At 31.6% G+C, this 23,234-nt stretch carries 23 protein-coding genes and 1 other annotated feature; of the genes, 3 read left to right on the forward strand and 20 right to left on the reverse strand.

Going from position 1 to position 23,234, the window contains the following annotated elements:
• Window positions 1-28: 28 nt before the first annotated feature.
• The 6 genes from EI71_RS04580 to EI71_RS04605 are packed head-to-tail and all read right to left on the reverse strand — an operon-like array spanning window position 29 to window position 7,675.
• The gene (locus EI71_RS04580) at window positions 29-454 is read right to left on the reverse strand and encodes a type II 3-dehydroquinate dehydratase (protein ID WP_119016071.1); all 426 of its coding nucleotides are present in this window, start codon (window positions 452-454) and stop codon (window positions 29-31) included.
• On the reverse strand, window positions 451-927 hold the full coding sequence (locus EI71_RS04585; protein WP_162849769.1) for a shikimate kinase: 477 nt from the start codon (window positions 925-927) through the stop codon (window positions 451-453). Before EI71_RS04585 ends, EI71_RS04580 begins: the two co-directional genes overlap by 4 nt.
• A complete protein-coding gene (gene miaA / locus EI71_RS04590) occupies window positions 924-1,811 on the reverse strand; it encodes a tRNA (adenosine(37)-N6)-dimethylallyltransferase MiaA (RefSeq protein WP_162849770.1) in 888 nt (295 codons plus the stop codon). Before miaA ends, EI71_RS04585 begins: the two co-directional genes overlap by 4 nt.
• Window positions 1,811-3,640 (reverse strand): DNA mismatch repair endonuclease MutL, encoded by a 1,830-nt coding sequence (gene mutL, locus EI71_RS04595; protein ID WP_119016074.1) that lies wholly within the window; start codon window positions 3,638-3,640, stop codon window positions 1,811-1,813. The genes miaA and mutL overlap by 1 nt, the downstream gene beginning before the upstream one ends.
• Complete coding sequence (mutS, locus tag EI71_RS04600) at window positions 3,640-6,204, reverse strand: DNA mismatch repair protein MutS (protein ID WP_119016075.1); 2,565 nt, start codon at window positions 6,202-6,204, stop codon at window positions 3,640-3,642. Before mutS ends, mutL begins: the two co-directional genes overlap by 1 nt.
• A 31-nt stretch (window positions 6,205-6,235) precedes the next feature.
• Window positions 6,236-7,675, reverse strand: coding sequence for a hypothetical protein (locus tag EI71_RS04605; protein ID WP_119016076.1), 1,440 nt, complete (start codon window positions 7,673-7,675; stop codon window positions 6,236-6,238).
• Between the two features lie 264 nt (window positions 7,676-7,939).
• On the opposite strand from EI71_RS04605, the gene EI71_RS04610 reads away from it, so the two are divergent.
• Window positions 7,940-9,982 carry an elongation factor G gene (locus EI71_RS04610; protein WP_119016077.1) on the forward strand — a complete coding sequence of 681 codons (2,043 nt, stop codon included), beginning with the start codon at window positions 7,940-7,942 and terminating at the stop codon, window positions 9,980-9,982.
• Between the two features lie 38 nt (window positions 9,983-10,020).
• Here the strand turns inward: EI71_RS04610 and EI71_RS04615 are convergent, their stop codons facing one another.
• The 3 genes from EI71_RS04615 to EI71_RS04625 are packed head-to-tail and all read right to left on the reverse strand — an operon-like array spanning window position 10,021 to window position 11,631.
• Window positions 10,021-10,524, reverse strand: coding sequence for a DNA-deoxyinosine glycosylase (locus EI71_RS04615; RefSeq protein ID WP_119016078.1), 504 nt, complete (start codon window positions 10,522-10,524; stop codon window positions 10,021-10,023).
• Complete coding sequence (locus EI71_RS04620) at window positions 10,499-10,942, reverse strand: hypothetical protein (RefSeq protein ID WP_119016079.1); 444 nt, start codon at window positions 10,940-10,942, stop codon at window positions 10,499-10,501. The genes EI71_RS04615 and EI71_RS04620 overlap by 26 nt, the downstream gene beginning before the upstream one ends.
• Window positions 10,942-11,631: a hypothetical protein gene (locus tag EI71_RS04625; RefSeq protein ID WP_119016080.1), complete on the reverse strand. Its 690-nt coding sequence runs from the start codon at window positions 11,629-11,631 to the stop codon at window positions 10,942-10,944. The genes EI71_RS04620 and EI71_RS04625 overlap by 1 nt, the downstream gene beginning before the upstream one ends.
• Before the next feature lie 135 nt (window positions 11,632-11,766).
• Between EI71_RS04625 and yidD the strand changes: the two genes are divergently transcribed.
• A complete protein-coding gene (gene yidD / locus EI71_RS04630) occupies window positions 11,767-12,045 on the forward strand; it encodes a membrane protein insertion efficiency factor YidD (protein WP_119016081.1) in 279 nt (92 codons plus the stop codon).
• 52 nt (window positions 12,046-12,097) lie between these two features.
• On the opposite strand, the gene EI71_RS04635 is transcribed toward yidD, so the two are convergent.
• The 11 genes from EI71_RS04635 to EI71_RS10350 all read right to left on the reverse strand — a co-directional run bounded on the left by EI71_RS04635 (window position 12,098) and on the right by EI71_RS10350 (window position 22,536).
• Window positions 12,098-12,652 (reverse strand): DJ-1/PfpI family protein, encoded by a 555-nt coding sequence (locus EI71_RS04635; RefSeq protein WP_119016082.1) that lies wholly within the window; start codon window positions 12,650-12,652, stop codon window positions 12,098-12,100.
• A 78-nt stretch (window positions 12,653-12,730) separates the two neighbouring features.
• Window positions 12,731-13,978 carry a tryptophan synthase subunit beta gene (trpB, locus tag EI71_RS04640; RefSeq protein WP_119016083.1) on the reverse strand — a complete coding sequence of 416 codons (1,248 nt, stop codon included), beginning with the start codon at window positions 13,976-13,978 and terminating at the stop codon, window positions 12,731-12,733.
• A gap of 14 nt (window positions 13,979-13,992) precedes the next feature.
• Entirely contained in the window at window positions 13,993-14,835 is an 843-nt protein-coding gene (locus EI71_RS04645; RefSeq protein WP_162849771.1) for an ABC transporter ATP-binding protein, read from the reverse strand.
• Window positions 14,828-15,754 carry an ABC transporter permease gene (locus EI71_RS04650; protein ID WP_119016085.1) on the reverse strand — a complete coding sequence of 309 codons (927 nt, stop codon included), beginning with the start codon at window positions 15,752-15,754 and terminating at the stop codon, window positions 14,828-14,830. The genes EI71_RS04645 and EI71_RS04650 overlap by 8 nt, the downstream gene beginning before the upstream one ends.
• A gap of 23 nt (window positions 15,755-15,777) precedes the next feature.
• The gene (locus EI71_RS04655) at window positions 15,778-16,797 is read right to left on the reverse strand and encodes an ABC transporter substrate-binding protein (protein ID WP_119016086.1); all 1,020 of its coding nucleotides are present in this window, start codon (window positions 16,795-16,797) and stop codon (window positions 15,778-15,780) included.
• Window positions 16,798-16,875: 78 nt separating this feature from the next.
• Window positions 16,876-17,106, reverse strand: a binding site (T-box leader).
• Between the two features lie 136 nt (window positions 17,107-17,242).
• On the reverse strand, window positions 17,243-19,183 hold the full coding sequence (locus EI71_RS04660) for an amylo-alpha-1,6-glucosidase (protein ID WP_119016087.1): 1,941 nt from the start codon (window positions 19,181-19,183) through the stop codon (window positions 17,243-17,245).
• A gap of 54 nt (window positions 19,184-19,237) precedes the next feature.
• A complete protein-coding gene (locus EI71_RS04665) occupies window positions 19,238-19,741 on the reverse strand; it encodes a hypothetical protein (RefSeq protein ID WP_119016088.1) in 504 nt (167 codons plus the stop codon).
• 120 nt (window positions 19,742-19,861) lie between these two features.
• Complete coding sequence (locus EI71_RS04670; protein ID WP_119016089.1) at window positions 19,862-20,245, reverse strand: hypothetical protein; 384 nt, start codon at window positions 20,243-20,245, stop codon at window positions 19,862-19,864.
• Window positions 20,242-20,487, reverse strand: a complete 246-nt coding sequence (locus tag EI71_RS04675) for a DUF1653 domain-containing protein (protein WP_162849772.1) — start codon at window positions 20,485-20,487, stop codon at window positions 20,242-20,244. The genes EI71_RS04670 and EI71_RS04675 overlap by 4 nt, the downstream gene beginning before the upstream one ends.
• A complete protein-coding gene (locus EI71_RS04680; RefSeq protein WP_119016091.1) occupies window positions 20,465-21,040 on the reverse strand; it encodes a DUF5662 family protein in 576 nt (191 codons plus the stop codon). The genes EI71_RS04675 and EI71_RS04680 overlap by 23 nt, the downstream gene beginning before the upstream one ends.
• 11 nt (window positions 21,041-21,051) lie before the next feature.
• Window positions 21,052-22,536: a chromate transporter gene (locus EI71_RS10350; RefSeq protein WP_211321037.1), complete on the reverse strand. Its 1,485-nt coding sequence runs from the start codon at window positions 22,534-22,536 to the stop codon at window positions 21,052-21,054.
• Window positions 22,537-22,665: 129 nt separating this feature from the next.
• Here EI71_RS10350 and EI71_RS04695 point away from each other — a divergent pair, with 129 nt between their 5' ends.
• Complete coding sequence (locus EI71_RS04695) at window positions 22,666-22,905, forward strand: hypothetical protein (protein WP_119016092.1); 240 nt, start codon at window positions 22,666-22,668, stop codon at window positions 22,903-22,905.
• Window positions 22,906-23,234 lie beyond the last annotated feature (329 nt).

Consider the following 23,234-nt stretch of genomic DNA (forward strand, 5'->3'; position numbering starts at 1 on the left):
CTATATAATTAATATTTATCTTAACATATTATTTTCTATTTTTCAAATACATTACTGCATCTATATAGGAACCCTCAAGCTTACCACTAAAGGTTTCATCACATACATCTCTTACATAATTAATTCTTCTAAATGCTTCTCTATCATCAACATGAGATAAATGCACCTCTATCTTAATTCCAGAAAACATTTCAAGCGCGTCATGAATTGCAACAGATGTATGCGTATATGCAGCAGGATTAATAATTATAGCATCGTAATTATTTATTACTGCTTCTTGAATTTTTGTTACTAAATCTCCTTCATAATTGGATTGATAAAATATAAACTCAAATTCGGGAGCAGCATCTTTAATTAGATTATTGATTTCATCTAATGTTTTTGTGCCATAATGCTCTTTAGGTCTTTTACCTAACATATTTAAATTTGGACCGTTTAAAACTAATACCTTCATTTTAACGCCTCCATAATTTCTTTTATTGCAGATTCCATATTTACATTTTCTACTTTTATATCTGCAAAATATTCATATAAAGGAATTCTTTCTTCTAGGATTTCCTTTACAGTTTTAGTTTTTAATAATGGCCTAGTTTCGTCTCCTTCTAATCTTGCCTCTAATACATCTAAAGGTACAGATAAATAGATACATTTACCATCCATTATTTCCTTATGCTTTTTATTTTTTATAACGCCACCACCTGTTGCGATAACGACATTATCCATTTTCTTAAATTCTTTTAAGGTATTTGTTTCAAAGGCTCTAAACCAAGCCTCCCCATAATCTCTAAAGATTTCATCAATAAATTTACAACATTTTTCTTCGATGTAGTGGTCCATATCAATGAAAGTGTAATTTAATGCTTTGGCAAGTTCCTTGCCTAAAGTAGATTTACCACTACCCATCATTCCTATTAAATATATTCTCATTTTAACCACCCATCGACATCAGAAATAATTTCATTGATTGTTTTATCTATATTCGATACATCCACTATATAAAAATGGCTATCCATTTGATGGCGGAACCATGTTTCTTGTCTTTTAGCTAAATGTCTTGTATTCTTTTTAATTTCCTCAATAGCACTTTCTAAAGTAATGTCGCCATCAAAATATGGAACTAATTCTTGATAGCCTATCGCATGAGGATAAATCCCATCTAAATATAATGCTTTAACCTCATCTAACAATCCATCTTGAATCATTAAATCCACTCTTTTATTAATTCTTTCATATAGCTTATCTCTTTCCATAGAAAGATAAACAATAAAATAATCATATAAAGGCTCATTTTTATGATTAAAGCTATGAATGGATTCATTCAATTCCTCTTTGACCTCTAAAGCTCTTAATACTCTTTTTCTATTGTTTGGATGTAATTTGGTTTGATCAATATCTGGATCCTTTTCAAGTAAAAGCTTATATAATTCTTCATTAGAATAATTCTCATAAGCCTTACTAAAATCTAGATCTCTCGCTTTTGCATTAAATTCATAATTAAATAAGGCAGATTGGATATATAAACCTGTACCACCACAGATTAAGGATAAATCTCTTTCATCCATTATTTTTCTTGCTTCCCTTTGGAAATCAGCAGCACTATAAGAATCCTTAGGATCTTTTATATCAATTAGATAATGCACTACTCCATCCATTTCATCCTGAGTTGGCTTTGCAGAGCCTATATCTAATCTTTTATATATTGCTACAGAATCGCCTGAAATAATATCTATCCCATAGTGTTTTGCAAGCTCTATAGATATTTTAGTTTTTCCAACGGCTGTAGGGCCTACAACCACTAATACCTTCTTCATTATTTTTGAATCCTTTCAAACATTTCCTCTAATTCCTTAACAGACATACGAATAATTGTAGGTCTTCCATGAGGACAAGTATATGGATTTTTACATTCATTTAATTTAGAAACTAAATAATCAACTTCCATTTTAGAGATTTGATGATTTGCCTTAATGGATGCTTTACAAGCAATCATTTTTGCAATATGGTCTCTAAAATAGATGACATCTACTTTATTTCCCTCAATCATTTTTGATAAGATATCATAAATGATATCCTCTAAATTATCTATTTTAGCCCAAACGGGAACTCTTCTTATACTATAATCTAGTTCACCAATAGGCTCTAAAGTAAATCCTATTTTTTCAAAATCAGCTATATTATTCTCTACAAATATAGCTTCACTTTTTGTAAATGAAATGGAAATAGGAAGTAATAATTCACAAGTAGGCTGATTATCACTACCTAAAATTTCATAATACTTTTCATAATTAATTCTTTCTGCCGCAGCATGCTGGTCCATTAAATACATTCCTTCTGAATTTTGGAATATTAAATATGTACCAAACACGCTACCTACATATTCCATATAAGGTAATCTTTTTTTAGGCTCTTCAATAACAGGTTGAATAGGAGTCTCTTCTGCTTTTTTTGCCTCTTCTTTTACTGGATTATATTGAATAACTTCTTCTTCAAGCTTTATTTCTTCAGGCTTTATAATAGGCTTTTTATCTATTTCTCTTTTGGCCTCAGGAATACTTTGGAAGGATTCGTTTATATCTAAATCTCCAATAGTCGAATCAAAAATTGATGTTTTTTGATAAGCCTCATTAATACTTATATTTCTTGTTGGAATATGAGGCTTTTCATATAATAATTTAGAAATCTCTTCTTTAATGGAATTACAAATTTCTTCTTCATTTGCAATTTTAACTTCTGTCTTATTTGGATGTACATTTACATCTACAAGAAGTGGATCAAGCTCAAAATACAAAATGACAATTGGATACTTACCTATAGGTAAATATGTAGAAAAAGCACTAATTGTAGCTTCTGTCATATTGTAATTCTTAACAAATCTACCATTACAAATAATTGTAATTTCAAGCTTAGTTGAACGGTAAATTTGAGGCTTTACTACTACGAAATGAGCCTTATATCCATCTTTTACAAAGCTTGTTTCCATAACACATCTTGCAGCATCCATTCCATATAATTCAGCAATTAATGTTTTAGGATTATCGCTACCTGAGGTTTGGAATACAATCTTATCATCAGAAAAAACAGTGAATCTTAAATCTGGATGTGCCATTGCAATACGATCAATAAAATATAGAATAGAAGATAATTCTTTTTTTCCATTTCTCATATATTTTAATCTTGCAGGGGTATTAAAGAACAAACCAGATACAGTGACTGTTGTACCCTTATTGGAATGAGTTATTCCTTCTTCCTTTTTAATTCCAGCCTTATAAGTTACACTATATCCTTCAATACCATCTTGGCTTGATGTGATATTCATTTCTGAAACTGCCGCAATAGATGCGATAGCTTCACCTCTAAAGCCTAGGGTTAAAATACGGAATAGGTCATATTCACTTTTAATTTTGGAGGTTGCATGAGGAATAAAAGCCATTAATACATCGTCTCTATCCATACCTTCTCCATCATCAGAGACACGGATTTCCTCAAGACCACCATTTTTTAAATATATTTTTATACTACTAGCCTTTGCATCAATTGCGTTTTCTACTAATTCTTTAACTACAGAAGATGGACGTTCTACAACCTCTCCTGCAGCTATCATATTGGCAAGATGCGGACTCATTTTTAAAATCTTACCCATTAGCTCATCTCCTTTAATTCATAAAGAAGATTTAATGCCTCTAGTGGTGTAAGCTTATTAATATCTACTTCATCTAATCTATTTTTAATCTTTTGTGCTTTAGATTCTTCTTTAACTTCTTCTTTTTCATCAAAAGCATCAAAATTAAATAAATCTAATGTAATTCCCTTATGATGATTATTATCTTCTTCCAATACATTTAATATTTGCTTACTGCGTTCTGTTAATGACTTTGGAAGACCAGCTAAGGCTGCAACATTAATACCATAGGATTTATCTGTTGGACCATCTAACACCTTGTGTAAAAAGGCAACTCCATTTTCTGTTTCCTTTGCTTCTACATGAACATTCTTTAATCTCTTTAGCTTTTGATCTAAGCTTGTTAATTCATGGTAATGTGTAGAGAATAATGTAATACAACCAACCTTTTCATGTAGGTATTCTAAGATTGCCTGAGCGATTGCCATACCATCAAATGTTGCAGTACCTCTACCAATTTCATCAAATAAAACTAAAGAATTCTTTGTAGCATTAGAAATTGCATAATTAGCTTCTATCATTTCTACCATAAATGTAGATTGACCAGATACTAAGTCATCAGATGCACCTATACGTGTAAATATAGAATCAAATATCATTAAATCGGCTACCTTTGCAGGAACAAAGGAACCCATTTGTGCCATAATGATAATACATGCTAGCATTCTCATATAAGTAGATTTACCACTCATATTAGGTCCTGTAATCAAAATCATATTGTATTTATTGATGACAACATCATTCACAATATAATCTGTTGTCATTAATGTTTCTAATACTGGGTGTCTACCATCTACAATATTTACACTGCGGTTATCATTAAATGTAGGTCTTACATAATTATATTTAACTGCAATATCAGATAAGCTAATATAGCAATCGATTTCAGATATTAAATCTGCAAGCTTTTGTAAGGATTTCACATGCATAGATGCTTCATATCTTAATTTTGTAAATAATTCATATTCTAAGGATTCAATTTGATCCTTTGCGTTTAATACTAATTGCTCATAATGCTTAAGTTCAGGAGAAATGAATCTTTCAGAATTTACTAATGTTGCTCTTCTTTCATATGCACAATCTTCTGGTAAATCCTTGATAGCACCTTTAGATATTTCAATATAATATCCTGTTACTCGGTTGTATCCAACTTTAAGAGTTTTAATACCTGTTTTTTCTCTTTGGTCAGCCTCATAATTCATAATCCAATCTCTACCATTTGTAGAAATTGCTCTAATTTCATCTAATTCAGGAGAAAAGCCTGGATTAATCATTCCACCTTCTTTTACAGATAAGGGAGGATTTTCTACTAATGCTTGATCTAATAAATTATAAAGCTCCTCATGTGGATCTATTTCTAAAGAGAATTCTTTAGCTCTTTCTACATTCATTTCATTTAATGTATTTTTAACTAAAGGAATATCCTTTAAGGATCTTCTTAACCAAACTAAATCTTTAGCATTTGCGCTACCTGAGGATATTCTTGTAATAATTCTTTCTAGGTCATATACATTTTTAAAAGAAGCTTTAATATCCTCTTTTGCAATGAAATTATTATTAAATGCTTCAACAAAATCTAATCTTTCATTGATTCTATCCTTATCTACTAAAGGCTTATCAATCCATTTATGTAGCATTCTGCTACCCATAGCTGTATTACACTTATCCATAAGCCAAAGTAAAGAACCACTCTTATTATTTAATCTTAAAGTTTCTGTAACCTCTAGATTTCTTTTTGTAAATGCATCAATATGTAAATACTTTTCCTTCACATAGGAATGGAAAGGCTTAAAATAGGATGGCTCTTGTTTTTGGGTTTCAATGATATAGCATAATAGCATACCAACAATAGACTGATATAGGGGATCTATTTCTTTAACGATAGATGTAAGAGATGGTGGAATATCACATTTATCCTCGTAGGATAAGGAAATCTCATTATTTTTAATAAAATCCTTTAATCCTACATTGTTAAATGTATGACTTACAATAACCTCTTTAATCTTTAAGGATAAGATTTCATTTGCAAGTAAATCAAATGTTTTAAATACAGAAACATAGCCTTCACCTGTAGTGATATCACTATAGGCTAAAATATATTCTCTTTTTTGGTAACCAATGGCACCAATATAATTATTTTCTTTTTCAAGCAAGCCTGTATCAATTGTACCAGGAGTAATAAGACGAATAACTCCTCTTTTTACTAATCCCTGAGCTTGCTTTGGGTCTTCTATTTGTTCCGCAATAGCAACCTTATATCCTCTTGAAACAAGCTTTTCAATATATTGATCTGCAGCATGAAAAGGAATGCCACACATAGGAGCTCGCTCTTCTGTTCCTACATCCTTTCCAGTTAAGGCTAATTCTAGCTCCTTAGAGCCTGTATAGGCATCATCAAAGAACATTTCATAAAAGTCTCCAACACGATAGAATACTATTGCATCTTGATATTCTTTTTTAATTTCAAAATATTGCTCCATCATTGGAGAGTATTTTACTTCATTATCCTTTTTAGCCTTAGCCATATAACTCACCTACAAATCTAAATACTTCTTTTTATAAAACTAGCATCGCAACAACAATAAAAATCATAACTGCTGCAGCAACACCTAAGGATACACTTAATAAAACCAATCTACTCTTGCTATTAGCTAAAGACTCAATCTTACCACTACCAAATTCAGGATTTTGTTCTACCTTATTTGTATCAATAGCAATCGTTGGTTCAACCTCTTCTTGAACTTCCTTTGTTTTAATTTGTGCAAGGGTTTCATTAATTATATCTTCTGCAAGCAATTCTTCTTCTTTCTTAGCAGCTAAAATTGCTTCCTCTTCAGCCTTTGCTTGTTCTTGGCTTTTAACAATAAACTTCCAAGGAGCAATCTCTTCTAGGTTTTCTTCTTTCTCTTCTTCTTTAGGCTCTTCAATAACTGGTTGAATAGGAGTTTCTTCTACTACTTTCGTTTCAACCTCTTCTTCAACAACTGGTTTAGTCTCTTCAATAATTTCCTCTTGAACTTCCTCTTCAGCCTTTAATGCTTCTTTAATAACCTCTGCCATTTCAGAAGAATCTTCATGGTCACCAGCATAATAAATAACTCTCTTTGGCTCACTCGTACCAAAAGAATCAATTGCTTGTAAATCCACTCTAAATTCTAATGGCTCATATTTAGGTGAAGATTTAATTTCACTCATAGAGGTTGTTGGTATTTCGCATTGGTCTAAGAAATAGAAGAAATATGTAATTAATTCTGTCTTAGACATATTTGGCTGCATAGGAATACCAGTTCTTCTTGCGTATGTAGAAATTTGCGTAATATTCATTTCATTTAATTCATTTTGTACGCTTTCGGAATATGTACCTTTTCTCTTTAAGTAATCAAAAATGAATTCTAAGTATTCTTCTCTTTTTAATCTTTGAGGAAGTGGTACGCCATATTTTCCAGCTAAATCAAAGATATCCTGATTGGATGCAGAATATTGCAAATTATTTTTTAATACAGTAACATCCTGGCCATCAAAAGTATTATCTTGCTCTAAGCTTGCGCCAGTAATGTAATTGAAATAATCTGGGAATGAACCAATGGACTGCTTATTTAAATTTTTTAAATACATAAGCTCTCCATCATTTAGATTTAACTCTTGATAATTATCAATAATCAATGAAAATAAATTTTTTCTATATGTTTGGAAATCTGTTTCATCACAAATCTTATTAAATAGCATAAATAATTGCTGCTCACTATAGCTAGCATAATATTGTAGCTTAACAAAGGCATCCTTTGGCATGGAATTCGAATGCAAGAACTTGATTCTGTTGTTTAAAACAGAAATCATTGCCATACAATTGATTCTTCTTGGAAGCTGTGTTGTACGGTCAATTAAAAAATGATACACCTGTTCTCCAGATAATGAAGAAAGCTTATTAATTAATGTGTCAAGCTTACAAACCTTTCCATATAATATAATTTGATTTTTTGAATAATTTAGTTCCATGTAGCTACCTCCAAAAAATGTCATAGTATATATAATTATATACTATTCTTTTGCCATTTTAAAGAGAAAAACAAATATCACATAGAGAATATTATTTTTTTCGTTTTTACCTATTTTTGATTCCAAAAAATTGAAGTTTTTAACTCATTTTTACCTTTATTAAAAGTTTATAAGAAAAATAAGGTTTCAAAACAAAAAAAATGTGTTATAATATATAAACAAGCGAAAACGTTTACAAAGTAAATAAGAAAGGACGTATACTTTATGAAAAATATTCGAAACATTGTGCTTTTAGGACACCTGCAGTCCGGTAAAACAACTCTTGCAGAGACTCTTTATGCAGCCGCAACAGGAAATGCAAAGGGTTCTGTCGATGCAGGTACTTCTATTTCTGACTACACGCCAGAGGAAAAGAGCAGAAAGTCAAGCGTACATTCTGCGATTTTACCATTAGAGTATAAGGGTACTAAGATCAACTTAATAGACTGCCCAGGTAGCGACGACTTTATTACAGATACAATTTCTGCAATAAGTGTAGTAAAGGGTGCTGTATTACTAATTGATGCCTCTAAGGGCGTTGAAGTTGGTACAGTAAAACATTGGAATTTCTTAAGAAAGAAAAACATCCCAACAATTATCTATGTAAATAAAATGGATAAGCCAGATGTTCATTTCGACAAGCTAATGGATGATATCCGTACAAAGCTTGGTAAGAATGCTATTCCATTCTGCTACCCAATGGGACACAATGACGGATTCGATGGATTCGTTAACTGTGTTACATTAACTGCAAGAAAATTTAATGGCAAGGAATGCGAGGATGCTGAAATCTATCCTGACAAGCGTGCTGCAGTACTTGAACTTCATAACCAAATGGTGGAAGCTGTTGCTGAAACTAGTGAAGAATTAATGGAAAAGTTCTTTATGGGTGAACAATTAACTCGTGAAGAAATCCAAGAGGGATTAAGAAAATCCGTATTAGGTAGTGAACTAATTCCAGTACTTGTTGGTTCTGCAATTAAGGGAATTGGTATCCATACATTACTTGATATGATGATTGACTATCTTCCAAATCCTCAGGATTTAAATCCAATTGAGGGTGAAGATATGGATGGTAATCCAGTAGAAAGAAAGACTTTAGATGAAGAGCCATTTAGTGCTTTTGTATTCAAAACTATGGTTGACCCATATTTTGGTACAGCAAACATCTTCAAAGTAAATTCAGGTAAGATTAAGGTTGGAGATACTATTCATGTATCCAAACTAGATAAGGATATCCAAGTATCTCAGTTAAATACAGTTACTGGTTCAAAGATGACTCCAGTTAATGAACTTACCGCTGGTGATATTGGTTGTATTGTAAAGGCAGATGGAGTTGAAAACTCAATGACATTATCTTCTCCTTCTTCTAAGATTACATATCCAGAAATAGATTATCCAACAGCTGTTTATTACAAGGCTCTTTTAACATCCTCTAAGAGTGATGAAGAAAAGCTTGGTAATGTTCTTGCAAAGATTTGTCTTGAAGATAAATCTATTGAGGTTAAGCGTAACCCTGAAACAAATCAGTTATTAATCGGTACATTAGGTATATCTCACCTTTCTTATTTGCTTGAAAGAATGAAAAACACATATAAGCTTAATTTAACAACTGAGGATTCCAAGATTGTTTATCGCGAGACAATCCGTGGGGCTGCAACTGGTAATGGTAGATACATTAAGCAGTCTGGTGGTTCTGGTTTTTATGGTGTTGTTGAAATGGAATTTAAACCAGCTCCAGAAAATACTTTCTCTGAAGAAGTATTTGGTGGTGCAGTTCCTAAGAACTACTTTCCAGCAGTTGAAAAGGGCTTCTATGAGGCTTGTGAAAAGGGTCTACTTGCTGGATTCCCAGTAATCGGTGTTCACGCTATCCTTAAGGATGGTAAATACCATGCTGTAGACTCTAATGAATTGGCATTTAAGATGGCTGCTATCCTTGCTTTCAAGGATGCTTATATGAATTGTAAGCCAGTTATTCTAGAACCAATCATTAAAATTACTGTTACTGTTGAAGCAGACATGGTAGGAGATATCATTTCTGACTTAAATCAGCGTCGTGCTAAGGTTACAGGCATGGATGTAAATTCTAGAGGTAACCAAAAGATTACAGCTTTAGTTCCTGAATCTGAAATTCAAGAATACACAAATGACCTTAAGTCCTTAACTCAAGGTTCTGGATTCTTCGTTCGTGAATTCTCTAACTATGAAGCAATGCCACAGGCATTACAAGATAAGCTACTTAAAACACTAGCTGAACAAAAGTAATATTAAAAGAAAACTCCAACAGGGTTGTTGGAGTTTTTTTAATGCAATTTTAATTCCTTCCATTTTTCAAAAAGCCTATCTATATTCCAAGCTGCATTCGCAGGGGATGTAGATGGTAAAAGAACTGTCCTATCTTTATACATTGGGTATGCTTTTAATAAAAGCGCATATGCTTTTTTACCATTGCAATAGATATGGTTTATTTCAGTATTCTCTATTAAAGATGGAATATCTGCATAAACGACATCTTCTATAGAAGAATCACTAGAATTATCTATGGTACAGGAATATACAACATCATATAGCGCAATATGTAATTCTTTTAAAGCATTTACTTTTTCTTCATTAGATAAAGATATAAAATCTTTATCAAAAATCAACCCCAATACTTTCCAAAAACGATTTTTAGAATTTCCATAATAAAAGTCATTTTCTCTTGAAATTACAGATGGAAAAGAGCCTAATATTAGTATTTTTGAGTTTGGGTAAATAATTGGTGAAAAAGGATGCTGAATACTATTCTTTGTCCTTTGTTTTTTCATAATCTAAATCTTCAGGCAACTCTTCTCCAAAGCTTTTATTTAAGTGAAACATTTTAAAATAAGTAGACGGAAGAGAATCCATAAGCTCACATTTAACATAATAAATATCTGCAAAAGCGGCTTTTTCATTTTCTTGATGCGAAAACAATCCTCTTGTTTTTGTTAATAAAAAATTTCGTTTAAACATAAATTCTTTAGATTCCTCACGAAACTTTGTATAGAATTTAACTAAAGAATAAGACAAATCAAAAGCTCTTCTGTAAGAAGGATTCGAAGATGTTACAACATAGCAATCTTTCTCTATCTTTCCTTGCTTACATACTTCTTTAAGTGTTTCTAAGGCAATATATAGATCCTTTTCACGAGCAATATAATTCTTCTTTGTTGCTCCTCTTGGCTTAAATAAATGAAATCCCATTATAAAATCTCCTTAATCATCGCATCTGTTTCTTTCTTATATTTCATTAAAAGAATAACGCATGTTGTATCATTATTTTTTGTAATAAAATCACTATGTGCTGCAATAAAAGAATTAATGCCTTTTTGCATAGCAGATAAGCGATATAATAATCCTTTCTTTCCGTAAGGATCATTACCAAATTCTTCTCTTTCTCTATTTCTTAAATTGAGCTCCTTATTATATTCTCTAACATAATCTTGAGTCTCAATCATAGTAGCATATTCACTAACCTTTTCATTCTTTATTGCTCTTTGCTCTGCATACATTAAGCCAACATCAATTTGAGATAAGATTTCCATTAAGGTTCTTACTCTTTCCATTTGCTCATCGCAATCCTCTTCAATAAAGCCTGTTTCTTCTGTCATACATGGAACTTTAACACGAATTACTCTTGCAGATGCCATTTTCCAAATAGAAAAATCTCTATATTTCATTAGTACAGGATATGCATATTTACCAAAAATTGCCTCATAATCACCCATACCATTAAAACGCATATCTAAAGAATGATATGCCTTATTATATACAATTTTAACTACTGTATAGCCAGTATCAACATCAGGAAATAAAGAATCCTCTCGATCTTGAAAAGCTATATCTTTATAGTTTTTTGAAACGTATTTAAAAAAAGCTTCTTTAATGTCCATTTGAGTCCATCTCCAATGCGGATTTTTAAACATTATAACATTTTATTATATAAAAATAAAGATTTCTAAATAAGAAAAAAATGAATGCCTTTTCAAGAAGAAATAATGTATAATAGGGATATAAAGGAGGAGCCTATGAGAAATAAATTAGCTAGAAGATTAATAAAGAATTACCAAGATAGCAATAATGGACGTCCTCCAAAATGCAAGTTTTATCCAACCTGTTCTCACTATGCAATGGAATGCTATGAAAAATTCAATTTTGTTAAAGCGAGTGCTTTAACTGCATGGAGATTAATTCGTTGCAATCCCTTGCATAAAATGGCATATGATCCAGTGCCATTAACAAAAGAGGAAAAGAAAAAATTAAAGGAAGAAAAAGAGAATATAGAAAAAGAAGGCACAGAAAACTAATCCTGTGCCTTTTCTAATCCCTTTTTATCTTCATCAATACCACTACTTATGATTATTTTTCTCCCTGACAGGCTTTTCTTAATGCCTCTTTCTTTTCATATCCATGGAAAAATTCATAAATTGCTAAACCAAACTCAATAGAATAATACATAGATTTTGCAGTAATAAATTTACCATCTACAACTACTCCCTTATCTCTTAAATAAGTTCCTCCAATGATTTCCCCTTCAAAACCAGGATGAACAGTATATAATCTATCCTTAAAGTAACCAAGCTTTCCAACTAAATGGGGAGCAGCACAAATGGAAGCTACTACCTTATCATTTTTTACAAAAGTATGAATTAATTCTGTAACAATTGGAACGTTTGGCATAATTCGAAATGAACCAGGTCCTCCAGGGATAATCAAACAATCATAGCTTTTTAAGTCAATTACATCTTCAATTAGAGAATCTACAGTCAATATATTCCCACACTTTGTTTGGACATTTAATCTTCCCATAATTGATGCACAGGTGATTTCCTCTCCACCACGCTTTAATACATCTAGGGTTGCGATGGCCTCAACATCCTCAAAGTTATCTGCAAATAGCATTAAAAATTTCATAATCGTACTCCTTTTATCTTGATTATTTTATTATAACCGATTTTTCAAAAGAAAAAAAGGGGATTTTCCCCTTTTAAACTATAGTTTAATGTTATGCTTTTCTAAATAATCAATACCATATTTTTCAATGATATAGTCCATATCCTTATCGCCTCTACCAGATAGGTTAACTAGAATCGTACCTGTCTTTTTCTTAGTACGAGCTAAACGCATAGCATAGGCAACCGCATGAGCAGATTCAATGGCAGGAATAATACCCTCTAAGCGAGATAATAAATAGAATGCCTCAAGTGCCTCTTCATCAGATACAGTATCATATTTAACTCTACCTAAATCATGTAAGAAGGCATGCTCAGGTCCAACAGATGGATAATCTAGTCCTGATGCAACAGAATAAACTAAATCTGGCTCTCCCTTTTCATCCTTTAACATTAAGGAATTAAAGCCATGCATAATACCTTCTTCACCATAGGTAATACTTGCAGCGTGATTTCCTCTTTCTTTACCCTTACCTAGTGGTTCAACACCAACAATTTCAACAGGCTCATTCACAAAAGGAATAAACATACCTGCAGAGTTAGAGCCACCTCCAACACATGCACATACGACATCTGGCATCAAGCCTGTCATTTCCTTAAATTGATCCTTTGCCTCAAATCCAACAACACTTTGGAAATCTCTTACCATTAGTGGGAATGGATGAGGTCCTACAACAGAGCCAATACAATAAATACAGTCCTTATATTCCTTTAAATAAGCATTAAATGCGGCATCTACTGCTTCCTTTAAGGTTTGCTGTCCATCCGTAACCTCTACAACATTTGCGCCTAAAAGACGCATTCTGCTTACATTAGGTGCTTGCTTTTTAATATCTACAGCACCCATATAAATATCGCATTCTAAGCCAAAATATGCTGCTGCAGTAGCAAGAGCAACACCATGCTGGCCCGCACCGGTTTCTGCAATAATCTTTTTCTTGCCCATGAATTTTGCAAGTAAGCCCTCACCCATACAGTGATTAATCTTATGTGCACCTGTATGGTTTAAATCCTCTCTTTTTAAATAGATTTGAGCTCCACCACAATATTTAGATAATCTTTCACAGTGATATACAGGAGTAGGTCTTCCTTGGAATTCCTTTCTAATTCTTCTTAATTCATTAATGAATTGAGAGGAATGACAAATGGTTTGATAAGCCTCTGTAATTTCAATAAATGCTGGCTTTAATTCCTCAGGAATATATGCTCCACCATATTTTCCAAAAAAGCCATCCTCATTTGGATAATTCTTTAAATAAGTTTCAAAATCAACATTTTCAATTTTCATAGTACTTATCCTTTCTATTTTTCACTAAATAAAATGTTATCAGAAAAATGCTTTGAATATAGCTTTAATAGCTCTTCTTCTGTAGCATTCTTCTTTAAATCCCCAGATAGATCCACAACAACCTTTCCCTCATTTAAAATGATTAATCTTGTACCATATTTTAAAGCAGTCTTTAAATTATGAGTAATCATTAATGTAGTAACCTTTTTTTCAGATACAATACGATTTGTTATTTCCATAACAATATCCTGTGTCTTTGGGTCTAAGGCTGCAGTATGCTCATCTAAAAGTAATAATTCAGGATTAGAATTCGATGCCATATACAAGGTTAATGCCTGTCTTTGGCCACCAGATAGCTTCTTTGCTTGAGTTTCAAATTGGTTCTCAAGCCCTAAATCATAGCTTTTAATTTCTTCCATCGCTTCTTTTTTTATTTTTCTTCTATATCCAAAGAATGTATAGGGGTAATTATTATCTATTATATCATTAAATGGATTAAGCTTAAATAATCTTCTTATAAAATAGAAGCTTGGAGCCTTTTTTGATAACAAGATATTATCATATACTCTTAAATTTGGTGCTGTACCTCTTAGTGGATCTTGGTATACAACACCAACAAATTTTGTTCTTTTTTGCTGTGGCATCTTATTTAATAGCTTACCATTTAAGGTAATATCTCCTAAATAAGGAACTGTGCCTAAAATTGCATTAAATAATGTAGATTTACCTGCACCATTAGAGCCTAATAATACGATAAATTCTCCATCATTTACTTCTAAATTAAAATTCTTTAATACGAGCTTTTCTGTAGGAGTTCCAATATCAAAGCCAACAGTTAAATTTGAAATATTAAGCATTAGAGTCATCCTCCTTTGCTATAGCATCTACTAGGTTAACCTTCTTAAGCTTTTGCTTATTTTTAAAGCTATCTGCAATAGCACCTGCTACTAAAATAACTACTAGGAAGCTTGCTTGAATAAGCTGTAAATTTCTTGCTGGAATTGAAGATAATTCTAGAATAACTGAATAAATAACACGATAAACAATAGAGCCTGCTAATATACCTACTAGCATTAAATCTAGGTTATGCTTTTTAAATGTAATAACCTCACCAATAATGATTGTAGCAACACCAACAACCATTACACCCTTTTCTAAATATGCTGCATAGGATGCATTAAACTGTGTGAATAGTGCACCTGCAAGTCCAACTAATCCATTAGAAATCATTAAGCCAATAATCTTCATATTGTCTGTAGAAATAGATTGTGTTTTTGCCATTTGCTCATTATCTCCACAGGCTCTAATGGATAAGCCTAGCTTTGATCTAAAGAATAATGACATTAAGCCCATTAATATAACTACAATCGCAAGCAAGATTAATAGCTTAAACCATGCATTATCTGGGAATATTGTATAATTGGCAATTCCAGTAGTTGTATATCCCTTTAGTGCTATAGATAAATCTCCATTAGCAACAATTAGATTCACTGAATAAAATGCCGTTAGAGTTAATATACCAGATAATATGGCATTGATTTTTAATTTGGTATGCAATAGTGCAGTAATTAATCCTGCACCTGCACCACCTAAGTATGCAACAAGTAATGCTAAGTATGGATTGACTGCCTTACATAGCTTTGCACATAATACTGCACCAAATGCATAGGATGCTTCTATTGTTAAATCCGTAATATTTAAAATTCGGAAGGATAGAAATACTCCAAGCCCTAAGACTGTGAAGATTAACGCAACTGAATATGTGTCAATGTTCATATTGACACCCCCCTCGTATAATACTAAGCTTTTGCTAAATCTATAGCCTTTGCTAATAATTCAGCAGGAATTGTGATATTTGCATTATTTACGAAAATAGAATTATAGTATAATGCAAGCTCATTAGATTGATATACCTTAACAGGAACATCCTTAACTGCCTTACCACCAAGTAAATCTACTGCCATATCAGCAGTGTCCTTACCAAGCTTTACATAATTAATAGAGTAACCCATCATACCACCATCCATGATTTCAGAATCTGCTGCACAGTAGCAAGGTACCTTATTTTCAATTAGAATTGTAGATAATGTAGGCATTGCAGATGCTACATTATTATCATCAGTAACAATTAATGCGTCTACCTTAGATACAAGCGCATTGGCAACCTCAGTGATTTCAGCTGGAGTTGAAATCTGGCGGTCAAGTAGCTCTAAGTCCTTAGTCTCTGCAAGCTCTGTTAGGCGGTTAAGATTTGCAACTGAGTTTGCTTCACCACCGGTATAGATATAACCAATCTTCTTTAAATTTGGATTTACCTGGTATGCAAGCTCTAGCTGCTTTTCTAAATCTACTGCATCACTTGTACCTGTGATGTTTCCTTCTGGTGCATCTAAATTAGATACGATATCTGCTGCAACTGGGTCAGATACTGCTGCAAATACAACCTTAGTATCTGTTCCTACGAATGCTGCTTTAGCTGCTACTGCAACTGGAGTTGCAATACAAATTACGATATCTGTATTTTCTGATTTTAATTGAGATAGTGTCTGAGAAATAATTGCAGAATCTGCTGCACCATCATATTTTGTTAATGTATATTTGGATTCATCTAGCTTATCCACGATTTCTTCTACGATTGCATCCTCAATCATATTTAAGGATGTATGGCTTAAATACTTTACTACTGCAATCTTTTGGTCACCTGTACCAATCTTATTTGCGTGGATATCAACCTCGTTTGATCCTCCACAGGATGCTAATGCTGCTCCTGTTAATGCTACTGCTCCTAATGCTACTACTGCTTTGAATAATTTTTTCATGTTTCTTTTCTCCTCTTTTAATTTATTATTCTTTTTTGATGGAGATTATGGCTTAAAAACAAAAAAATGCCTGTCCTTATATAGGACAAGCATGAATATACCTGCGGTACCACCTAAATTGCTTATAATTAAGCCACCTTTATCGAATGCCATCACATTCTAGCCCTGTAACGGGAGCTCCCGTTTTCTACTACTATCTTCACAGAAACCCTCTTTGGCCCACTTTCAATTCCGCTTTAACAGGGCTTCCACCATCCCCTGCTCTCTATTTATGCGCTAACTGACTAACTTCCAAATCAACGGTTTATTTTATTCTAACCCTAGAATATCTTTTTGTCAATAGTTATACATAAAAATCTTTTTTGTCTAACTGAACATATATTTTGTATACCTTTAATAGGTATATTGATGATTTTTGTCGTATTTTTAAAAAGATTATACCATGCTATTTTAATACATTTTCATAGTAGCTTCTTAATAATTCACCAATACTCCAAGCCTGGTTATAGCATCCTCTTGTTCTATTTGCAATATCACCATCAAAGATTTCTGCAACACCATTTAAACAGCCTTCATTCAAATGCTTTTCAAATTTATGAGCCATTACATTTATTTCATTCTTTACATTAGGATTCTTCTTATTTACATATAAATATGCATCAAAATAAGTTCCAATCAAGAATCCCCATGTTGTACCCATATGGTAAGCCATATCTCTATCCCATAAGGAGCCTTCATATTTAGGCTTAAATTCAGGATCTCTTGGAGATAGACTTCTTAGGCCATAAACATTATATAAATCCTTTGTGATTACATCAAAAATACTCTTTACATAATTCTCATCAACAACCTTAAATGGTAATGATAATGCAAAGCATTGATTTGGTCTAATCTTTGGATCATATGGTTCTACTGTATCATATAGGCAACCAGTTTCTTTATTATAGAACTTTTCATTAAAGCTCTTCTTTACTGCCATAGCCATAGACATATAATCTGTTGGATCATTGGCATCCTTAGATAATATATCCATAATTCTTAATGCATTATACCATAATGCGTTAATTTCAACAGGCTTACCAAATCTTGGTGTAACTGCAATACCATTCGTTTTAACATCCATCCAAGTAATTTGAGTATCCTTATCTCCACAGGAAACTAAATTATCACTATCCATATGAATATTGTTATCAGTTTTATGAGAATATGCATAAATGATATTTTGTAAGGTTGGATAGATTTCTTCTAAAATAAACTTCTTATCCTTTGTATATTCAATATACTTATAGCATGCATAAAAATACCATAAGGATGCATCTACAGTATTATACCAAGGCTCTCCACCATCATCTGGGAACATATTTGGAATTAATCCATTCTTTTCATATAATGCGAAGCTTTTTAATATTTCCTTTGCATCATCAAATCTTTTAGTTACTAATGTTAAACCAGTGAATGCAATCATTGTATCTCTACCCCAATCTGTAAACCAAGGTAGACCTGCTAAAATAGTCTTTAAGCCAGTAGATTTTCTTTCACTAATAAAGGAATCTGCACTCCAAACTAAGTCTTTAGCCAAAGAATCTTTAATACCAGATTTTTCTTTTAAGGAATCTATTCTATCCTTATATTCTTGAATTAATTTATCCGAATCAAAACACTCTATTTCATTTAAAGCACAAATAATAGTAATCTTATTTACCTTATTCTTTAAAACCTTAACCTCTAAGGTAATTGGAGTATAATAATAGTCCTTTCTATCATCTCCTGTTTCAAAATCATATTGATAATATAGTGCATCTGTAATCTTCTTTTTATTTTCTTTAATTACACCATCACTATAATAAAATTGAATCGAAACATCTTCATTCGCTTTTGGTGTTAATATATATAAATTATTTTTCTTTTCTTCTTTAAAATCTAAAGCTTCCTTTTGGATAACATCACTATGATCTCTATAATTAAATAATGGATTTAAGGATAATATAGTATCTTCATCAGATTCAATTTCATAAGATACTACTACTTCATTTTTACCATATACAGGGGCAATCCTTTTTGTGATTTTTTTATTTCCAACAATATATTTAAAAGTAGGATATGCATCATATGTAAATTCATCTAAATACTTATGATTATCAATAATACCAGTATCATATTCTTGGCATTCTAAGGATATATTTCCTATTTTCTCATCAATCTTACCTAAAATCATCATACGCTCAACAGGAGCCTTTAATGATGCGATTAAATAACCATAATGCTTACGGTTAAATGAATTAATAATAGAGCCTGAAGAATATCCTCCAATTCCATTTGCCATAGAGTAGCATGTTCCATTACATACCTTATAATCCTTTAAATCTTTTTTTAAGAATTTATACATTATTCCCTCCAAAATACAAAAGTAAAGGACTAGACCTAAGTCAAGTCCAATCACTTAATTATTAATATCTGTTACAATAGCAAAGCCATGATTACATAAAAAACTAACAATATCAAAAACATATTGATTTAAAATATCTAAATCATAATATACTAAGCCGTGCTGTAAAACGGAAGTAAGTGGTGTAAGTGCAAATACCTCCATCCCCTTAATAGGCTTTCTTACAAGACGAAATCTTGTAACCATTTGAATTGCAACCTCATCTAAAATCAATTCTCTTTTTGGTTGATCATTTAAAGAGAATGTCTTAAAAGACATACCCTCTTCTAATACATCAAAGGTTCTTAAAAAAGAATAAAGATTTCTATCTATATCCGTATTTTCCATTAGTAATGTTTCCGTTTCTAAATCATCATTAAGCTTTTTATTAATTTCTTGAATGACATCCTGTACTATAGGGGATTCTAGAGGTAATTCTATTTTAAATTCGTCTCTAGACCCAAAATACATTTGCATATGTTCTAATCTAAGCTCATTTGCAGTTTGCAATACCTTCATAAGACTAATCTCCTACTGTATCGTTCATCTAGTATTTTAATTATATAACGTTTAGATGAATTCTTCAAGAAAAAGAAAAAACACAGTTTTCAAACATAATTCTAATACTGTGTTTCTTTTTTATTTTTCAAAATATCCATTATTTAAATTATAATAACAGCCTAAATAATCTATGAATTCCTTAGATTCCTCTGCAATTGTAAATGAGGTATTATTTAAAATTTCATCTTCAATATTAGAAAACTTAACATCAACGATATAGGATATAGGATAAATATTTAATAATCTTTTTAATATTTCCTTTTTAGGATACAAAATAGATAATGTCTCATGTAACAAATTATATAATTTAAAATCTTCCTCTTCTGTATCTCTTTTTAATAAACCATAATACAGAAAGTATTCTGTAATACCAGGCTCTAATCCCAAATAATCTATTATTTGATAAACTTCATCTTCCGATAGCCTTGCAATATTAATTTTAAAAGATGTTATACATGTCATTTGGCTACACTCTTAATATCTTGTAATTCAAAGCGATACTTTTGGCTTACATTAGGATATTTTTCATGATCTACTTCACTTAAAAACATTTCCTTTTTTCTAATCCATAAGGACATATCCCCATATAGTCTTCTATATACAACATATTCTTCCTTTGTTTCAGAATCATAGGCGATATCTATAACTAAATAATAATCTCCTTTAAAATGCTTATAAATTCTATTCTTTAATAATTCCCTCATCAAGCACCTCCATTGGAATTTGGGTATCTAGATTTCTCATATTTTTCTTTATGAATTTAAATAATTCTTTAGGTCCCTTTATTACATAATACTTTAATAAATATTCCATTCTTTCTCTAGTTAATTGGGACATTTCTAAATATTTACCTTCTTTATAAAAGTAATTAAGAGCGTCCTCTTTTTTAACATTTTTACCATTATATATTTCTGTTGCAGCAATACGATCACAAATAGATTCTGCCAAATATCTATTTGGCATATCTACAGGCTCATATTTATGAGTATCCATATTAATATCAACCCAATATTCAATATGATGCTTATTCCTTCCCTTGTGATGCATCCAAGCTTCACTATAGCCTTTCTTTTGTCTTTCCGCATAATGAGGGCTTTTGGTACCTAAATAAAATCTTGCACCATTAAAGAATTCTGTTCTACTAAGCTTAGAAAAATCATGAAATAAGCCTTGTTTATATAAACCACATTTAAAGCAATATTTCATTACTTTATTATGATGTCTTGTAATTGTTCTTAAGTGCTTAAATAAATGCATAATAATTCTCCCTATACAACAATTAGCTCATACATATTTAAACTAATTCCCAAGAATGCTGCAAAGGCTATATATAAGATTGGGTGCTTCTTAAAGCCAAAAATAGCAAGTGCGAATACAACACCAAGGCCACATGCCTTCCAATTAAATAATAAATTCAAGAAATTCCAAATAGATATAAAGAAATCTCCAAAGCTAGAAACATTACTAAATGCTTGATTAAATGCATAGCTTAAAGCATCAATTACTTTTCCATTTTGATCTACATATTGATGGAATAAGGATACCTTTAAAACAGAATATATAGCTGCAAATATTAAACCTATAGAAGCAGCTCTAAGTCCATAAAATATCCAATTTACATATTTATTGTCCTTAAATTTTTCTAAGAATAAGGACACAAAGAAAATAACGATTACCGATGGTGCAACAAGTCCTAAGGTAGACATCATACTACCTAAGAAGGATAATCCTAAATTGCCTAAATAAGTATCAAATACAGTATATCCTACATAAGTAGACATATTTACGCCCATAGCGCCAGGTGTGGATTCAGATACTGCAAGCATATTTGCTAAATCGGTTAGACTAAACCAATTTGTAGATAAAGATAATTCATTTAAGAATGGAATAGTTGCAAGTCCACCACCAAATGCTAAAGCACCTACCTTAAAGAATTGGAAGAATACTTCAAAAACTATGGTAGTATTTAAAGCTATTCTTAAGATAATACCAAATACAAAGATTAACCATAATATTAAGCTAGATAGTACACCCTCACGATATTTTTTATTCTTGACAAATATAAAGGATATCGCACCAATTAATCCTAAGGTAATACCAACAATAAAGCCAAGTGTAGCCATTCCTAAAGCTTGTAAAAATGGCTTATGATCCTTTTTCGCTTTAGCCTTCTTTATTTCTTCTTTTGGCTTTTCCTCTTTTAATTCTTTCTTATTCTTCTTTTCTCTAATAAAAGAAATAATTAATCCAAATATAGCAGCAACGATTACATATGCATATAAAGGGATAATGCTAAAGGAAATTGCAGATATTGCAATTAACCCTGCAAGGATTCCTGCAGGTACATCCTTAATTGCAGATTTAGATAGCTTTTTAATTGCATATACAATTAAGAAAAATACACAAACACGAATACCAGCTAAAGCATTTAGTACATATGTATTTGATGAAAAGTTTGTTAAAAGAGAAGCAATAATAAAAATGATAATAAATGCTGGAGATACAAAGCCCAATGTTGCAACAATACCACCAACAATTCCTTTTCTTCTAATTCCTAAGAAGGTTGAAATATTTACAGCAAATGCGCCAGGTGTACACTGTCCTACAGCGTAATAATCGGCAAGCTCTTGATTCGTAACCCATTTTCTTTTCGTTACAAATTCTCTTTCAAGTAGTGGAAAAAGTGCATATCCACCCCCGAAATTAACTATACCAAGCTTAAAGAAAACTAAATATAATTGAAGTAGTTCCATAGTCAACCTCCTATTCTCAAAATCTATTCTATTATACCATGATAGATATGGAATATCTATTGTGATAAAACGTTATTATTTTTAGCAATTCAATAAAAATCATGTTATAATTCTACTTAGGTGATAATTATGATTTTAAAATATGATGAAGCATTAGAAAAAGCAGAAAACAAAGATTGGTTTAAAAGCTTTTATAAAAGAGAAGATTTAGCTAGTGACTCTGAAGTAAATCAAATCAATACCCTTGTTAAAGAATTAGGGGAAGATGTCTTATTTGATTATTTTGAGATTAAAGAAGATATGGTTTTACAAAAGGAATATGTTTTAGATTTACTAGACTATTTAGAAGATGTTAATCGAGTAGAGTAGGAAAATAATTATTTCTAACTATCTTCCATCCCCTCTCACACCACCACATCGTGCCGTTCGGCAATGGGCGGTTTGAAACTTGCATATTCTTTCTTTATTGCTAACAAAGTATCATTGAATTCATATTACACTTTACTGCCTTTTCATATCATATACGTTTCTATTACTTGGGCTCATCATACATATCCAAGAGATTTGTTTGCTTCTTTATATGCAGTTTCATTCAGTCCTTCGGCATTTCTACCTACTATGACCTCTGCTGACTCCTTGTGACAAACTTTTTAACCAAGTTTTCTATAGTTGTTTTAAAACGTCTAGGCTTCACTTGT

This window comes from Anaeroplasma bactoclasticum (assembly GCF_003550015.1).
Taxonomy (GTDB): Bacteria; Bacillota_I; Bacilli_A; order Acholeplasmatales; family Anaeroplasmataceae; genus Anaeroplasma; species Anaeroplasma bactoclasticum.

What these genes read in the sequence shown, in the direction of transcription:
- EI71_RS04580 (WP_119016071.1), bottom strand. Translation starts at nt 454, where the DNA reads ATGAAGGTATTAGTTTTAAACGGTCCAAATTTAAATATGTTAGGTAAA.
- EI71_RS04585 (WP_162849769.1), bottom strand. Translation starts at nt 927, where the DNA reads ATGAGAATATATTTAATAGGAATGATGGGTAGTGGTAAATCTACTTTA.
- miaA (WP_162849770.1), bottom strand. Translation starts at nt 1,811, where the DNA reads ATGAAGAAGGTATTAGTGGTTGTAGGCCCTACAGCCGTTGGAAAAACT.
- mutL (WP_119016074.1), bottom strand. Translation starts at nt 3,640, where the DNA reads ATGGGTAAGATTTTAAAAATGAGTCCGCATCTTGCCAATATGATAGCT.
- mutS (WP_119016075.1), bottom strand. Translation starts at nt 6,204, where the DNA reads ATGGCTAAGGCTAAAAAGGATAATGAAGTAAAATACTCTCCAATGATG.
- EI71_RS04605 (WP_119016076.1), bottom strand. Translation starts at nt 7,675, where the DNA reads ATGGAACTAAATTATTCAAAAAATCAAATTATATTATATGGAAAGGTT.
- EI71_RS04610 (WP_119016077.1), top strand. Translation starts at nt 7,940, where the DNA reads ATGAAAAATATTCGAAACATTGTGCTTTTAGGACACCTGCAGTCCGGT.
- EI71_RS04615 (WP_119016078.1), bottom strand. Translation starts at nt 10,524, where the DNA reads ATGAAAAAACAAAGGACAAAGAATAGTATTCAGCATCCTTTTTCACCA.
- EI71_RS04620 (WP_119016079.1), bottom strand. Translation starts at nt 10,942, where the DNA reads ATGGGATTTCATTTATTTAAGCCAAGAGGAGCAACAAAGAAGAATTAT.
- EI71_RS04625 (WP_119016080.1), bottom strand. Translation starts at nt 11,631, where the DNA reads ATGGACATTAAAGAAGCTTTTTTTAAATACGTTTCAAAAAACTATAAA.
- yidD (WP_119016081.1), top strand. Translation starts at nt 11,767, where the DNA reads ATGAGAAATAAATTAGCTAGAAGATTAATAAAGAATTACCAAGATAGC.
- EI71_RS04635 (WP_119016082.1), bottom strand. Translation starts at nt 12,652, where the DNA reads ATGAAATTTTTAATGCTATTTGCAGATAACTTTGAGGATGTTGAGGCC.
- trpB (WP_119016083.1), bottom strand. Translation starts at nt 13,978, where the DNA reads ATGAAAATTGAAAATGTTGATTTTGAAACTTATTTAAAGAATTATCCA.
- EI71_RS04645 (WP_162849771.1), bottom strand. Translation starts at nt 14,835, where the DNA reads ATGCTTAATATTTCAAATTTAACTGTTGGCTTTGATATTGGAACTCCT.
- EI71_RS04650 (WP_119016085.1), bottom strand. Translation starts at nt 15,754, where the DNA reads ATGAACATTGACACATATTCAGTTGCGTTAATCTTCACAGTCTTAGGG.
- EI71_RS04655 (WP_119016086.1), bottom strand. Translation starts at nt 16,797, where the DNA reads ATGAAAAAATTATTCAAAGCAGTAGTAGCATTAGGAGCAGTAGCATTA.
- EI71_RS04660 (WP_119016087.1), bottom strand. Translation starts at nt 19,183, where the DNA reads ATGTATAAATTCTTAAAAAAAGATTTAAAGGATTATAAGGTATGTAAT.
- EI71_RS04665 (WP_119016088.1), bottom strand. Translation starts at nt 19,741, where the DNA reads ATGAAGGTATTGCAAACTGCAAATGAGCTTAGATTAGAACATATGCAA.
- EI71_RS04670 (WP_119016089.1), bottom strand. Translation starts at nt 20,245, where the DNA reads ATGACATGTATAACATCTTTTAAAATTAATATTGCAAGGCTATCGGAA.
- EI71_RS04675 (WP_162849772.1), bottom strand. Translation starts at nt 20,487, where the DNA reads ATGAGGGAATTATTAAAGAATAGAATTTATAAGCATTTTAAAGGAGAT.
- EI71_RS04680 (WP_119016091.1), bottom strand. Translation starts at nt 21,040, where the DNA reads ATGCATTTATTTAAGCACTTAAGAACAATTACAAGACATCATAATAAA.
- EI71_RS10350 (WP_211321037.1), bottom strand. Translation starts at nt 22,536, where the DNA reads ATGGAACTACTTCAATTATATTTAGTTTTCTTTAAGCTTGGTATAGTT.
- EI71_RS04695 (WP_119016092.1), top strand. Translation starts at nt 22,666, where the DNA reads ATGATTTTAAAATATGATGAAGCATTAGAAAAAGCAGAAAACAAAGAT.